Source organism: Rhizobium halophilum, from assembly GCF_021648825.1.
Classification (GTDB): domain Bacteria; phylum Pseudomonadota; class Alphaproteobacteria; order Rhizobiales; family Rhizobiaceae; genus Neorhizobium; species Neorhizobium halophilum.
The window spans coordinates 119815-133786 of record NZ_JAKJHS010000006.1 but is presented as its reverse complement, the minus strand read 5'-3'; the positions used below and the strand labels follow the sequence as shown (position 1 = coordinate 133786).

Sequence of the window (13972 nt, the reverse complement as noted above, 5' to 3'; positions counted from 1 at the left end):
CCACAAGCGCGACGGCCGCGACAGCTTGAAAAGCAAAGCCTTCTGCGCCATGTCGTGGCAAACCGGAGACGCCGCCGATGTCCACCCGCCTTTACGAACACGACATCTTCCTTGAGCATCGGACCCCGGAGGGGCACCCCGAGCGGGCGGACCGCCTCCGGTCGCTGGCGATCGCACTGCAGCACCCAAATTTCGACAAGCTGAACCGAAAAATGGCGCCGCAGGCTAACGAGGATGCGGTGTTGCTGGCCCATCCGGAGGAACACCTGCGCTCGGTGATGCGCGAAATCCCGGAAGAGGACGAGATACACCAGATCGAGGCTGACACTTATGTCGGGCTAAAGAGCCTGCAGGTGGCGCTGACCGGTGTAGGCGCGGCCATGGCAGCCGTCGATGACGTCTTCACCGGAGAGGCCGACAACGTCTTCGTCGCGGCACGCCCCCCGGGGCACCATGCGGAAAAGTCCAAGGCAATGGGCTTCTGCCTGTTCAACAACGCCGCGATTGCCGCCCGCCACGCGCAAAAGACCTATGGTGTCGAGCGCGTCGCGATCGTCGACTGGGATGTGCATCACGGCAACGGCACGCAGGACATCTTCTGGGACGATCCCTCGGTGCTTTTCTGCTCCACGCACCAGATGCCGCTCTACCCCTGGACCGGCGCACGCGACGAGACGGGTGCGAAGAACAACATCGTCAATGCACCGCTGGAGGCGAACTCCGCCAGTGAGCATTTTCGCGATGCCTTTAAGACGCGCGTGCTGCCGGCGCTGGAGGATTTCCGTCCCGACTTCCTGATCATTTCGGCGGGCTTCGATGCCCATCATCGTGACCCGCTGGCGCAGATCAACCTTGTCGGTGACGATTTCGACTGGGCGACCGGCCGTTTGATGGAGATCGCCGGGAAGTATTCCGGCAACAGGCTTATCAGCCTTCTGGAGGGCGGGTATGATCTGGAGGGCCTCGCCGAATCGGCGGGATTGCATATTTGCAGACTGATGAAGGGCTGAAGATGACCGAGAGCGGCGAAACCATTGATGTCAGCGGCTACACCTTCGAGAAGGCCGTGGCGGAACTGGAGAGCATCGTCGCTCGGCTGGAGCGCGGAGACGTGGCGCTGGACGAATCGATTGCCATCTACGAGCGCGGCGAAGCCCTGAAGAAGCATTGCGAGAAGCTGCTGACGGCTGCCGAGAACCGCATCGAGAAGATCCGTCTCGACCGCTCGGGACGACCGCAGGGCGTCGAGCCGCTCGACAACGGATAGGCCGGAGCGAGCCATCCGCGACATCACCGTAGATGTGCCGGCTTCCCGACCACAAACCGATTGACGGCGCCGGGCCGCCTCCCCATGATAGCGCCATTGAACAATGGTTTTGGGAGGAAAAATCGTGAAATCAATCAACCTCATGCTTGCAGCGACGCTGGCGGTTTCGGCAACTTTTGCCGCAACCGCCACGAAGGCGCAGGAATTCATCAACGTGCTGACGGGCGGCACGTCCGGTGTCTATTATCCGCTCGGCGTCGCGCTGTCGGAGATCTACGGCGAAAAGATCGAAGGCGCCCGCACGCAGGTGCAGGCTACAAAGGCCTCCGTGGAGAACCTGAACCTTCTTCAGGCTGGTCGCGGCGAGATCGGATTCTCGCTCGGCGACTCCGTGCAGATGGCATGGGAAGGAAACACAGAAGCAGGTTTTCCAGGCAAGCTGGATAAGCTGCGCGGGATCGCCGGCATCTACCCTAACTACATCCAGATCGTGGCAAGCCAGGATTCAGGCATCAAGTCGCTGGCAGACCTGAAAGGCAAGAGCCTGTCGGTCGGCGCTCCCAAATCGGGAACCGAACTCAACGCCCGCGCAATCTTCGAAGCCGCCGGAATGTCTTACGAAGATCTTGGCAAGACGGAATATCTTCCATTTGCCGAATCTGTAGAACTGATGAAAAACCGTCAGTTGGATGCAACGCTTCAGTCAGCCGGGCTCGGTGTCGCCTCCATCCGCGATCTGGCGACCTCGCTTCCCATCAACGTCGTGGCCGTTCCGGCCGCGGACGTGGAGAAGATTGGCTCGCCCTACATTCCTGTCACGATCCCGGCGGGCACCTATGATGGTCAGTCGGAAGATGTCCCGACAGCCGCGGTTGGGAACTTCCTCATCACGCACGAAGGCGTTTCGGAAGAAACGGCTTACCAGATGACGAAGCTCCTCTTTGAAAACCTCGACCGCTTGGCTGCATCGCATGCCGCGGCGAAGGCGATCGACCCGAAGAAGGCGCTTGATGGCATGCCCGTTCCGCTGCATCCGGGTGCAGAGCGCTACTACAAGGAAGCTGGCCTCATGCAGTAAGCGCGCCTCGCGCTCATCTCCCCGCGGCCGCGAACGTTGCCGCGGGGACTTGTTTTTGTGGTTATGGTTTCGAGGGACGGATGACCGATCTTGCAGCAGTGGAAAGCAAGCCAGCGCCACATTCGGCGGAAGAGGCTATCGAGGGGTTGCCGGCCGGTTTCGGCGACGGCCTCAGCGGGAAGATCGCCTTCTGGATTGCCTTCAGCTTTTCGCTATTTCAGCTATGGACCGCCGCCTACGGTACGCTGCCGAGCCAGGTCGTCCGGGCAATGCACGTCGGCTTCCTCCTGCTCCTCGGCTTCGCCCTGTTCGCCAACCTTGTCGCCAAGACCACAGCCGGCAAGATCTGGTTCTGGTCGCTTGGTGTGATCGGCTTGCTCACCGGCGTCTACAACTGGATCTTCTATAACGACCTCATCCTGCGCAGCGGCTTCCATACGCCCCTCGACCTGACGGTCGCGACGGTGATGATCGTGCTCGTGTTCGAGGGCGCCCGGCGCCTGATGGGCCTGCCGCTGACGATCATTGCCGCCATCTTCCTCGCCTACTGCTTCTTCGGCCAGTATTTTCCGCCGCCCTTCATCCATCGCGGTTACGATTTCGAGCTGATCATCGAGCATTTCGGCTTCGGCACCGAAGGCATCTATGGGACGCCGATCTATGTTTCCGCAGCTTATATCTTCATCTTCGTAGTCTTCGCCGCCTTCCTTGAGCGGGCCGGGATGCTGGCGCTGTTCAACGACTTCGCACTCGGGCTCGTCGGCGGGTGGCGTGGCGGCCCTGCACAAGTCTGTGTCATGTCGTCAGCGCTGATGGGCACCATCTCAGGGTCAGGCGTTGCCAATGTCGTCGCCAGTGGGCAGTTCACGATCCCGCTGATGAAACGATTCGGCTTCCGATCGGCGTTTGCCGGCGGCGTGGAGGCGACCTCCTCCATGGGCGGGCAGATCATGCCCCCGGTGATGGGCGCTGTTGCGTTCATCATGGCCGAAACACTAAACCTTCCGTACGCGGAGATCGTCAAGGCGGCGCTCATTCCGGCCATCCTGTATTTCGGGGTCTGCTTCTGGACGGTATACCTGGAAGCCGGCAAGGCGGGCTTGCGAGGCATGAACAAGGCGGAACTGCCCAACCCCTGGCTTGCGGTGAAACAGCATTGGCCGCTCGTTCTCCCGCTTGCGGTCCTCGTCTACCTGCTGTTTGCCGGTTATACGCCGATTTTCGCAGGCACGATGGGGCTGGCGCTCGTGGTGGTGTTGATCCTCGGCATGCCGCTGGCGGCCTCCATCGGGCCTTTCGTATTCAGGCTGGTGTTCTGGCTAGCGGTGGGACTTGCTGCCGCATCCTTCCTCGAGTTTGGCGTCAACTTCCTAGTGCTGGTCATCCTGGCGCTGATGGCGGCCTGCCTCTTCGTCAATGGCGGCCGGGAAACCCTCGGAATCTGTCGTGATGCTCTGGCCGAAGGCGCCAAGAACGCGCTGCCCGTCGGCATTGCCTGTGCCATCGTCGGCATCGTCATCGGAACGTTGACCCTGACCGGCATCGCGTCGACCTTTATCGGCTTCATCATCCGGGTGGGCGAGGACAGCCTGTTCCTTTCGCTCATCCTGACGATGATCACCTGCCTCATCCTCGGCATGGGCATTCCGACGATCCCCAATTACATCATCACGTCCTCGCTTGCTGGCCCTGCCCTGCTGGAGCTTGGCGTACCGCTCCTCGTCAGCCACATGTTCGTCTTCTATTTCGGCATCATGGCGGACCTTACGCCGCCAGTCGCGCTGGCCTGCTTTGCAGCAGCACCAATGGCGAAGACGTCCGGCCTGAAGATATCTCTTCAGGCGACGAAACTGGCGGTCGCAGGCTTCATCGTGCCGTTCATGGCGGTTTATACCCCAGCCCTGATGCTGCAAGACGCGGGTCCCATCGCCGCCGCTTACGGTTACCCGGTGGAGGTCGCGTATGTCGTCACAAAGGCGTGCTTCGGCATCGCCCTCGGCGGCGCGGCCGTGGTTGGTTTCCTGTTTGCGCGGCTGGCACTTTGGGAACGGGTGCTGGCGTTTGCTGCGGGCGCCTGCACCATCATCGCCCTTCCGCTGACGGACGAGATCGGCTGGGCTCTCGGCATCATCTTTGTCGCACAGCACGGGTTCCGGTCGCGCCGCAGAGGTCAGATTCCTGCGACCACGTCATGAGCCTCTGCATCCTCGCCGGGGGCAAGATGATGATGCTTGCCGCCTCGGTCTTCACCCTCTCCTGGACCCATTCGGTACAGAAGACGGAATGGCGCGAGGCCTGGGCGGTAACACCTGCCGGGATGCAACTTACGGAAGCTGCGGTGAAAGGTTCGGGCGCGGGCATGGAGCCGGGCGAGGATGCGGTGCTGAAGGCCGGCTGGTGGGTCTGGGCCCCAACCCTGCCCCCGCAGCCTAGCATTCGCCTTGCAGCCTCGGGCCTGACTCCAAGCGCCTGGCGCCTTTGCCACGCCGGCGGCTGCCTCGACCTCGGGGTGGAGGCCGGCGATGCTGCGGTCCTGAGCCGCTGCGAGGAGCCCTGACGAAACGCACTGTTACCACTCCGGCTGCTTGGCGGGTCTCGCAACGAAGGTTACCTTCGGGGAAAACAGGAGAGCGCAATGTCCTTCTTCCCCGGTACAGACCCTGATCCCGGCGACAGACTCGCCTGCGATGCGATCGAAAACCTCATCATCCCGCGCTCAAGCGACATTGGCGGCTTCTCCGTGCGCCGTGCGCTCCCATCCCGGCAGCGGCGACTGGTCGGGCCATTCATCTTCTTTGACCGAATGGGACCAGCGCTCCTGCGCGCGGACCAGGCACTGGACGTCAAACCCCATCCGCATATTGGCCTGTCGACCGTGACCTATCTGTTCGACGGTGAGATCAAGCATCGCGACAGCCTGGGGACCGAACTTGTGATCAAACCCGGTGACGTCAACCTGATGACGGCCGGCCGCGGCATCGTCCATTCTGAGCGGACGCCGGAAAATCTGCGCGGCCATCCTCATTCGGTTTCCGGGCTGCAAACCTGGCTGGCGCTGCCAGACGATCGTGAGGAGATCGATCCGGTCTTCTCTCATACCGGTGCAGCCTCCATGCCGCTCATCCAGGACGGCGGGGCGAGCGGGCGTGTCGTGATCGGAGCATTCGCCGGAGAGACTTCTCCCGTCCCGCGCTTCACGGATACACTTTACGTTGATCTGCGACTGGAGCCGGGGAAGTCCTTCCCCTTTCCGGCAGATCACGAGGAGCGGGCGCTCTATATTCTGTCCGGAGAATTGGAGATTGCAGGAGATCGCTTTGCAACGGACCAATTGCTGGTTTTCCGCCCGGGTGACGAGATAACCTTGTACGCTGGATCACAAGGCTGTCATGTCATGCTCGTGGGCGGCGCCGCCCTCAACTCAAGACGCTACATTTGGTGGAATTTCGTTTCTTCCTCAAAGGGGCGGATCGACCAGGCGAAGGAGGAATGGCGCACCGGCCGCTTCGACATCGTGCCGGGGGATGAAGAGGAGTTTGTGCCTTTGCCCCAGACATGAAATCCGCTATGGCACTCACTTGAAAAAGCCCTTTTCCTCCTCATGTTGAAGGGATATCCGCTTCCGAAAGAGCAGAGAAGGCCAGACTTCGTGACATCCCTCCCCCAGACGCCGCTGCTCGACACGGTCAAGTTTCCTGCAGACCTCAGGATGATCCAGGACCGGGATCTGCCGCGGCTTGCGCGCGAGGTCCGGGACGAGATGATCGATGCCGTGTCCAAGACAGGCGGACATCTTGGCGCGGGACTTGGGGTGGTCGAACTGACGATCGCAATCCACAAGGTCTTCAACACGCCAGACGACCGGCTGATCTTCGATGTCGGGCACCAGTGCTATCCGCACAAGATCCTGACCGGACGCCGTGATCGCATCCGCACCTTGCGTCAGGAGAACGGGATCTCCGGGTTCACCAGACGCGCCGAGAGCGAATACGACCCCTTCGGCGCCGCGCATTCCTCCACGTCGATCTCCGCCGGACTGGGCATGGCCGTGGCCTCCTGTCTCTCCGGATCGAAGCGGAACGTGATCTCCGTTATCGGCGACGGCGCAATGTCGGCCGGCATGGCCTATGAGGCGTTGAACAATGCCGGGGCGCTGGATGCGCGGCTGATCGTCATCCTCAACGACAACGACATGTCCATCGCGCCGCCGACGGGAGCCATGAGCGCCTATCTGGCCCGGCTTGCTTCCGGCCGTGCCTATATGGGCGTGCGTGAGATCGGCAAGAAGTTGACCGCCTATCTGGGTAAAGGCGTCGACCGCGCCATCACACGGGCCGTTGAGCATGCGCGCGGCTATGTGACGGGCGGCACGATGTTCGAGGAAATGGGCTTCTACCATATTGGCCCCATCGACGGGCACTCGTTCGAGCACCTGTTGCCGGTGCTGCGCAACGTGCGCGACAACGCCCGGGGCCCGGTGCTGATTCATGTCTGCACCCAGAAGGGCAAGGGCTATCCGCCGGCGGAAGCCGCCGCCGACAAGTACCACGGCGTCAACAAATTCGACGTCATTACCGGGACCCAGGCCAAGGCGAAGCCGAACGCGCCGAGCTATACCAGCGTCTTCGGCGAAGCACTGGTGCAGGAAGCGCGGCTGGACGACAAGATCGTCGGCATCACCGCCGCCATGCCGAACGGCACGGGCATCGACAAACTGGCGGAGATCTTTCCGGCCCGCACCTTCGATGTCGGCATTGCCGAGCAGCACGCTGTCACCTTCGCGGCAGGCCTTGCCACCGAAGGCTACAAGCCGTTCTGCGCGCTCTACTCGACCTTCCTGCAACGCGGCTACGACCAGGTCGTCCACGACGTGGCGATCCAGGGGCTGCCGGTGCGCTTCCCGATTGACCGCGCCGGTTTCGTCGGCGCCGACGGACCGACCCATGCCGGCTCCTTCGACACGACCTTCCTCGCAGCCCTCCCGGGTATGGTGGTGATGGCAGCCGCCGACGAGGCAGAACTCAAGCACATGGTGCGCACCGCTGCGGCCTATGATGAGGGCCCGATTTCCTTCCGCTATCCGCGTGGGGAAGGCGTGGGCGTGGAGATGCGGGGCCGTGGGCAGATCCTGGAGATCGGCAAGGGGCGCATCCTCAAGGAGGGCTCAAAGGTCGCGCTGCTCTGCTTTGGCACCCGACTGAAGGACTGTCTGCTCGCGGCCGAAGATCTGGATGCTGCGGGCCTTTCCACCACTGTTGCCGATGCACGCTTCGCTAAGCCGCTCGACCACGAGATGATCCGCCAGTTGACGCGCCACCACGAGATCCTGATCACCATAGAAGAGGGTTCTGTCGGAGGCTTCGGCGCCCATGTTCTACACTTCCTCGCCTCCGAAGGTCTGCTGGACAGCGGCCTGAAGATCCGCTCCCTGGTTCTTCCGGATGTCTGGATGGAGCAGGCGAGCCCGGACGCCATGTACGCCAAAGCCGGCCTCGACCGCGCCGGGATCGTCACCACTGTCTTCAACGCACTCGGCCACAAGCGGGTTGGTATAGGCGCCGCCGGATGAGACCAAACGCAAATGCAAAGGGCGGTTAAACCGCCCTTTGCATTTCCCTCGCAGATCAGGTTCAGAACTCTTCCCAGTTGTCCTCGCTCGGCTTTGCGGCGACTGAGGTGCTGCCGAAGGCGGCTGACAGCTTGCCGTGGAGAGCGTTGGCCGGCGATGGGGCAGGACGGGAGGTCGTCGTCGCAGCCGCAGGGCCGCGTGCCGTAACGGGTCTTGCGGAGGATCTTGGCGCCGACGCAGATGACGGAGCGACAACCGAGGCAGGAGCAACGGGCTTGGGTGCAGATCCCGTGTTTTGAACTTTGGGCGCGGGCGTCCGGCTCGCCGGCTGCGTACCCAGATTAAACTGACGCAGCAGGCTGTTTAGCGCTTCGGCCTCGCCGGCCAGCGAACGGCTTGCCGCGGTCTGCTGTTCAACCATGGCAGCGTTCTGCTGCGTGCCTTGATCCATTGTGTTGACGGCTAGGTTGATTTCCTGAAGGCCCGTCGATTGTTCGCGGGTAGAGATAACGATCGCTTTGATGTGTTCGCTGATCTCCTGAACCTCACCAACAATTGCTTCCAGCGCCTCGCCGGTTTCCCCCACGAGAGCCACGCCCGAATCCACCTGATCCGACGAGGTGGTGATCAGTGACTTGATTTCCTTTGCTGCATTGGCGGAACGTTGGGCAAGTTCGCGCACTTCCTGGGCGACCACTGCAAAACCCTTACCGGCCTCGCCGGCCCGCGCCGCTTCCACGCCCGCATTGAGCGCCAGCAGGTTGGTCTGGAAGGCGATGTCGTCGATGACGCTGATGATCTTGATGATCTCCCCGGAGGACTTGGAGATTTCGCCCATTGCGCTCACGGCGCGCCGGACCACGTCACCGGATTTTTCAGCGCCGGCGCGGGTTCGCTCGACGCGCTTGCCAACATCCTCGGCGCGCATGGCGGCATCCTTAACGGTGGTCGTGACTTCCTCCAGGGCAGCGGCCGTCTGTTCGACCGAAGCCGCCTGCTGTTCCGTTCGGCGGGCGAGGTTGTCGGCGGCCACACGGATTTCATCGGCGCCGGCATTGATGGCGGCAGCATTAGAACCCACTGACTGAAGGGCAGTCTGCAACTTCGAGGCCGCTTCGTTGAAGTCCGTGCGCAGGCGGTCCAGACTGCCCGCAAACGGTGCTTCAATGCGGTATGCGACATCACCGTTCGAGAGCCCTGCCAAAGCCTTGGCGAGTGAGTCGACGGCAAACTCTATCTGCTTTGCTTCTTGTGCTTTCAGTTCATCGTTGCTCGAGCGCTCGCGTTCGGCCGCAGTGCGGGCCGCTTCGCTATCGCGCTCGAGACGGCGCTTCGCGATGGCCGCATCCTTGAAGACCGCAACCGCCTGGGCCATGTGGCCCACCTCGTCACCGCGATCGAGCGCCGGGACCTCGATGTCATGATTCCCGCCGGCGAGCTGCGACATGGCTTGGGTCATGCCGACGATGGGCGTGACGATGGCACGTGACAATGCCCAGACCAAGCCCGTTGCAAAGACGGCCGCCGCGGCGCCACCGATCAGCAGCGCCATCATGACGTTCCACTGTGCAGCTTCCTGGCGTGCCTGCATGGCGTCGGTGAGCGCGGTTACCTCGCTCTTGATCTTGGTCGCGGCTTGGCGGAACGCGTCCAACTGGCCCGTCGTGCCAATCGCGACGATTTCTGAAATGGGTGCCTCGCTCGTCTTGGCAGCTGCCATCTGCGGCTCGCTGAGCTCCTTGTGGAAAGCATCGGCGGCGGCGCGCATCTGGTCGAGAGAAGCAATAAGCGCAGGCTGATTGGCGGCCGCCGTCTTGGCCTCCTCGATTTCCCTGAGCATCTTCTCGCGCTCGGCGAAAACGGCGTTGTAGGTGCTCTCGCTTCGAAACAGGAGGTAGCCGCGTTGATTGACGGCCTGCTCGAGGAGGGCTTCCAGCGCACTGTCTACATGGTGGAGGATGCTATTTGCCTTCGTCTGCTCCACAGACGCGCGGGTCAATTGCACCACCTGCCAAAAGACGCCCGCCGACGCCAGAAGGCAGATGGACATGACTGCGGCGAAGGTGCCAATAAGCTTCTTGTTCAAGGAGAGATTTCGGAGTGACATGTTTTCCGCCATAAATGACTGCGAGATCCGACGTCCGAAATGATTTCGGGCGGTCGGCAACAGTGGCGCCAGATCCTCGGCGCTGCAGAACAGAATCGCATCCGCCTTAAAATTCCATTGAAAAGCCGGCGACCATTCTCGCTTGAGCCTTCCACCGGCAGGGCCAGGCTATCAGAACCCTTGCACAATGGGGAAAACGGACCCATTGAGACATGATGTCGCCTATCTCACCGCCGCAACGGCTCGATCAGTTGCTCGTCTCCCTCCGCTTCTTCGAAAGCCGGTCGCGTGCCCGTGACGCCGTGGTACGGGGAACCATTAAGGTCAACGGAGAAACCGTCACCAAGCCGGGTCAGACCTTCACACGCGATGTTGTTCTGGAGATTGAAGATCCCGCGCAGGGCTATGTCTCGCGTGCAGCGCTCAAGCTGCTCGCGGCGCTGGACTACTTCAAGCTAACGGCCTCCGGCAGATCCTGCCTTGACGTTGGTGCCTCTACGGGTGGTTTCACCCAGGTTCTTCTGGAGCGCGGTGCAGCGCACGTGACAGCCCTCGATGTGGGGCATGGCCAGATGCACCCATCGCTCCGCGATGATCCGCGAGTGACGAATCTGGAAGGATTGAATGCGCGGGAGCTCGCCCGAGGGGATCTCAACGGCAGACCTGTTTCCCTTGTCGTTTCAGACGTCTCGTTCATTTCGCTGAAGCTCGCGCTGCCGCCAGCGTTGAACATGGCAGAATCCGGTGCCATATGCGTGCTTCTCGTGAAGCCACAATTCGAGGCAGGACGAGACGCAATTGGCAAAGGCGGCCTACTCAAGCAACCCGAAACGGCACCGGCAATCGCCGCTGATCTCGAGCGCTGGCTGACGGATGACATTGGCTGGGCCAGCCTCGGCGTGGTCCCCTCCCCCATCTCGGGCGGCGACGGCAACCAGGAGTTCCTGCTTGCAGGACGAAAGACATGACGACAGAGACTGTTACCATCACACGTTTGGGCGCCAAGGGGCACGGAATCGCGCATGGGCCGAATGGCCCGATCTATGTTGCTCATGCGCTACCTGGGGAAACGGTCGCGATAGCGCGTAACGGCAACCACGGCACCCTGATATCGACCTCGGCTGCCTCCGCCGAACGAGCTGTGCCGCCATGCCGGCATTTCAACCCGGATCGTGACGCCTGCGGCGGCTGCGTGCTGCAGCATCTCTCCGACGTGCCATACCAGGCCTTCAAGCGCGATCTAGTGATCGACGCCTTGAAGGCTCGGGGGCTCGATGTTCCGGTTGCGCCGCTAATCGCCTGCGCGTTGGGGCAGCGCCGGCGCGTGGTCTTTTCTGCGCGCATGACGGAGAAGGGCCTGCTGATGGGTTTCAATCGCGCCGAAACCAACCACATCGTCTCTGTTGAGGAATGTCCGATCGCCTCGCCCGGGATCACCGAGCGTCGGGCTGCGATCCGAACTGTCGCTTCAGCGCTTGCCGGCAGCTCAGAGACCTTCCGGGTGACGGTCACGGAGACGCTTTCGGGACTGGATCTGGCTGCTGAGGGACCGAAGCCCGTGGCAGAAAAACAGCGCAGGCGGATCATTGAAACCGTGCTGGCCGCGAAGGGCATTGCTCGCGTATCCTTCAACGGAGAAATTCTCGTCGAGCCGCAGAAGCCCCTCGTCGATTTTGGTGGGTCTCTGGTCTCCCCTCCTCCCGGTGCTTTCATGCAGGCAACGAGGGAGGCCGAGGATGCAATGGCGGAGCTTGTGCTTTCCCACATGGGAAAAGCGAAGCGTGTGCTCGACCTTTTTGCCGGGTCCGGCACATTCGCTCTTCGTCTTGCCAGGAAGGCGCGAGTCCATGCCGTGGAGGGCGAGGAGAAGCCGTTGAAAGCGCTCGACCATGCTGCCCGCAACACTCAAGGCCTGAAGCCGGTGAGCGTGGAAAAACGCGATCTGTTCCGGCGACCGCTCACGGCGCAGGAACTCAAGGTCTTCGACGCCGTCGTCTTCGATCCGCCGCGCGCCGGAGCAGAGGTGCAGGTGAAGGAACTTGCCCGGTCCGGTGTCCGCAAGATTGCGGCCGTCAGCTGCAATCCGTTCACGCTTGCACGAGATCTCAAGATCCTCGTCGACAGCGGATACGCCGTCCGCTCCGTCACGCCGGTTGACCAGTTTCTCTGGTCGACACATGTGGAGGCAGTCGCCCTGCTGGAGCGGTAGCCCTTCCGGCCAGACTACAACCATCTGTGTCCTTGCGGTTGATACACCGGTTGGTTGCGGCCAATCTGCCCAGATGCAATCATAGATATTGCCTTCGACAGGGAGGTAACCATTGGCTGTATCATCAGGGGGACTGTCATGACGGACATTGCCATGCATGGCCATGGCGTTCGCGGCATGAAGCGCGAAACGCTGCATTCTTTCGACGGCATTGGAGATCCCGGGAAGTTCGGAAAGATGTTCCCGCACCTTCTGCCGCTCCATGCAGATGACGAAGCTCTCTTCGAACTCGCCAAAGCGATGAGAGACAAGGGACAACCGGGGGAGAACCCCGATACGAGCGGCGACAACCAAAAGATCCCGGCCGGCTATACCTATCTCGGCCAATTCATCGACCACGACATCACGCTGGACACCACGCCGCTCGACCAGCAGAAGGCCGATCCGAAGGCGACGCAGAACTTTCGAACGCCCGCACTGGATCTAGATTCGCTCTACGGCGATGGGCCAGCGATCCACCCTTATCTCTATCAGCGAGACCAGGACACATTCAAGATCGTGCCGAAGCTGCTGATCGGTCGCACGGGTGAGTCGCCGGATCAGAATGGAAACCAGATCCCGTCTCAGCCCAACGACCTACCGCGCAACCAGGTAGGGCATGCGCTAATCTTTGATGAGCGCAACGACGAGAACCTGCTTGTGGCGCAGTTGCATTTGCTGATGCTGAAGTTCCACAACGCCGTGGTGGACTGGCTGAAGGACGGCGGATCAACGCTGCAAGGAACGGCCCTGTTCCTGGAGGCCCGCCGCATCGTGACGTGGCACTACCAGTGGATCGTGCTCTTCGACTTTGTCGAACGGCTGACGGAGCCCGGACTGATCAACAGGATCAAGAAGGACGGCCGCCGCTTTTATCGCTTCAAGCTCCGACCTTACATGCCGGCAGAGTTTGCTGCAGCCTGCTATCGGCTCGGTCATTCGATGATCCGCGAGACCTACAGCCACAACAGGGTGTTCGGACCAGAGCCCGGCACCTTCGCCAATGGTACGCTTGGCCTTCTCTTCTTCTTTACCGGGAAATCAGGGAAGATCGTCGGAGAACTCGCACCTGAGCCGCCTGAACCTCCACCGTCACCTCAAAAGCAACTGCCGTCCAACTGGGCGATCGACTGGCGGCGGTTTTTCGATATTGAGGGTGAAGGTGGTCCAGATTTCGGCTTCAATTTCTCGCGCAAACTCGATCCGTTCATCGCGCCTTCCCTGCACAAGCTCCCAGGTTTGCGGAGCGATCCGACTGAGCAGGAGGAGCGCGAAGCAAATCTGGCTTTCCGCAATCTGCGCCGCGGCGTGCAGATCGGCTTGCCGTCAGGCCAGGCCATCTGTCGCGCGATGAACATTGAGCCGATGACGCCGGAGGAGGTCGCAGCAGGTTCTGATGGGGCGGCTGCGAAGAAGCACGGCCTGCACGAGGCAACGCCGCTTTGGTACTATGTGCTGAAAGAAGCGGAGCACTACCACCAGGGGCAGAGGCTGGGACCGATGGCATCCACCATAGTCGCCGAGACCTTCCTCGGCATGGTCCACGGCGATACTGAATCCTTCCCGTGGCGCAGATCGAACTGGAAGCCGGAACTGCCTTGCCAGCAGGACGGGCACTTCACCATGGCCGACCTCATCCGCTTCGTGAATGACATCAATCCCGTTGGGCCGTAGGATGTGATCCATGTGTCCAGAGCCGGAAG

At 61.6% G+C, this 13972-nt stretch carries 11 protein-coding genes; 10 read left to right on the top strand and 1 reads right to left on the bottom strand.

What is annotated here, in order from left to right:
* Window positions 1-77: 77 nt before the first annotated feature.
* The 7 genes from LXM96_RS13265 to dxs all read left to right on the top strand — a co-directional run bounded on the left by LXM96_RS13265 (window position 78) and on the right by dxs (window position 7914).
* On the top strand, window positions 78-1010 hold the full coding sequence (locus LXM96_RS13265) for a histone deacetylase family protein (RefSeq protein ID WP_239999030.1): 933 nt from the start codon (window positions 78-80) through the stop codon (window positions 1008-1010).
* A gap of 2 nt (window positions 1011-1012) precedes the next feature.
* Complete coding sequence (locus LXM96_RS13260) at window positions 1013-1267, top strand: exodeoxyribonuclease VII small subunit (RefSeq protein WP_239999029.1); 255 nt, start codon at window positions 1013-1015, stop codon at window positions 1265-1267.
* A 142-nt stretch (window positions 1268-1409) separates the two neighbouring features.
* Complete coding sequence (locus tag LXM96_RS13255) at window positions 1410-2345, top strand: TAXI family TRAP transporter solute-binding subunit (protein ID WP_239999154.1); 936 nt, start codon at window positions 1410-1412, stop codon at window positions 2343-2345.
* An 80-nt stretch (window positions 2346-2425) separates the two neighbouring features.
* Complete coding sequence (locus LXM96_RS13250) at window positions 2426-4540, top strand: TRAP transporter permease (protein WP_239999028.1); 2115 nt, start codon at window positions 2426-2428, stop codon at window positions 4538-4540.
* Window positions 4537-4902, top strand: coding sequence for a DUF1850 domain-containing protein (locus LXM96_RS13245; protein ID WP_239999027.1), 366 nt, complete (start codon window positions 4537-4539; stop codon window positions 4900-4902). Before LXM96_RS13250 ends, LXM96_RS13245 begins: the two co-directional genes overlap by 4 nt.
* A gap of 78 nt (window positions 4903-4980) precedes the next feature.
* Window positions 4981-5904, top strand: coding sequence for a pirin family protein (locus LXM96_RS13240; RefSeq protein ID WP_239999026.1), 924 nt, complete (start codon window positions 4981-4983; stop codon window positions 5902-5904).
* Between the two features lie 90 nt (window positions 5905-5994).
* The gene (dxs, locus tag LXM96_RS13235; protein WP_239999025.1) at window positions 5995-7914 is read left to right on the top strand and encodes a 1-deoxy-D-xylulose-5-phosphate synthase; all 1920 of its coding nucleotides are present in this window, start codon (window positions 5995-5997) and stop codon (window positions 7912-7914) included.
* A 61-nt stretch (window positions 7915-7975) separates the two neighbouring features.
* On the opposite strand, the gene LXM96_RS13230 is transcribed toward dxs, so the two are convergent.
* Entirely contained in the window at window positions 7976-10021 is a 2046-nt protein-coding gene (locus tag LXM96_RS13230) for a methyl-accepting chemotaxis protein (RefSeq protein WP_239999024.1), read from the bottom strand.
* A gap of 215 nt (window positions 10022-10236) precedes the next feature.
* On the opposite strand from LXM96_RS13230, the gene LXM96_RS13225 reads away from it, so the two are divergent.
* From LXM96_RS13225 to LXM96_RS13215, 3 genes are all read left to right on the top strand, one after another.
* Entirely contained in the window at window positions 10237-10989 is a 753-nt protein-coding gene (locus LXM96_RS13225) for a TlyA family RNA methyltransferase (RefSeq protein ID WP_239999153.1), read from the top strand.
* Complete coding sequence (locus LXM96_RS13220; RefSeq protein ID WP_239999023.1) at window positions 10986-12230, top strand: class I SAM-dependent RNA methyltransferase; 1245 nt, start codon at window positions 10986-10988, stop codon at window positions 12228-12230. The genes LXM96_RS13225 and LXM96_RS13220 overlap by 4 nt, the downstream gene beginning before the upstream one ends.
* A gap of 138 nt (window positions 12231-12368) precedes the next feature.
* Window positions 12369-13943: a peroxidase family protein gene (locus LXM96_RS13215; RefSeq protein WP_239999022.1), complete on the top strand. Its 1575-nt coding sequence runs from the start codon at window positions 12369-12371 to the stop codon at window positions 13941-13943.
* Window positions 13944-13972: the final 29 nt, after the last annotated feature.

Excerpts from the sequence above, each read along its gene's own strand:
- LXM96_RS13265 (WP_239999030.1), top strand. The coding sequence starts at position 78 with ATGTCCACCCGCCTTTACGAACACGACATCTTCCTTGAGCATCGGACC.
- LXM96_RS13260 (WP_239999029.1), top strand. The coding sequence starts at position 1,013 with ATGACCGAGAGCGGCGAAACCATTGATGTCAGCGGCTACACCTTCGAG.
- LXM96_RS13255 (WP_239999154.1), top strand. The coding sequence starts at position 1,410 with ATGCTTGCAGCGACGCTGGCGGTTTCGGCAACTTTTGCCGCAACCGCC.
- LXM96_RS13250 (WP_239999028.1), top strand. The coding sequence starts at position 2,426 with ATGACCGATCTTGCAGCAGTGGAAAGCAAGCCAGCGCCACATTCGGCG.
- LXM96_RS13245 (WP_239999027.1), top strand. The coding sequence starts at position 4,537 with ATGAGCCTCTGCATCCTCGCCGGGGGCAAGATGATGATGCTTGCCGCC.
- LXM96_RS13240 (WP_239999026.1), top strand. The coding sequence starts at position 4,981 with ATGTCCTTCTTCCCCGGTACAGACCCTGATCCCGGCGACAGACTCGCC.
- LXM96_RS13230 (WP_239999024.1), bottom strand. The coding sequence starts at position 10,021 with ATGTCACTCCGAAATCTCTCCTTGAACAAGAAGCTTATTGGCACCTTC.
- LXM96_RS13225 (WP_239999153.1), top strand. The coding sequence starts at position 10,237 with ATGTCGCCTATCTCACCGCCGCAACGGCTCGATCAGTTGCTCGTCTCC.
- LXM96_RS13220 (WP_239999023.1), top strand. The coding sequence starts at position 10,986 with ATGACGACAGAGACTGTTACCATCACACGTTTGGGCGCCAAGGGGCAC.
- LXM96_RS13215 (WP_239999022.1), top strand. The coding sequence starts at position 12,369 with ATGACGGACATTGCCATGCATGGCCATGGCGTTCGCGGCATGAAGCGC.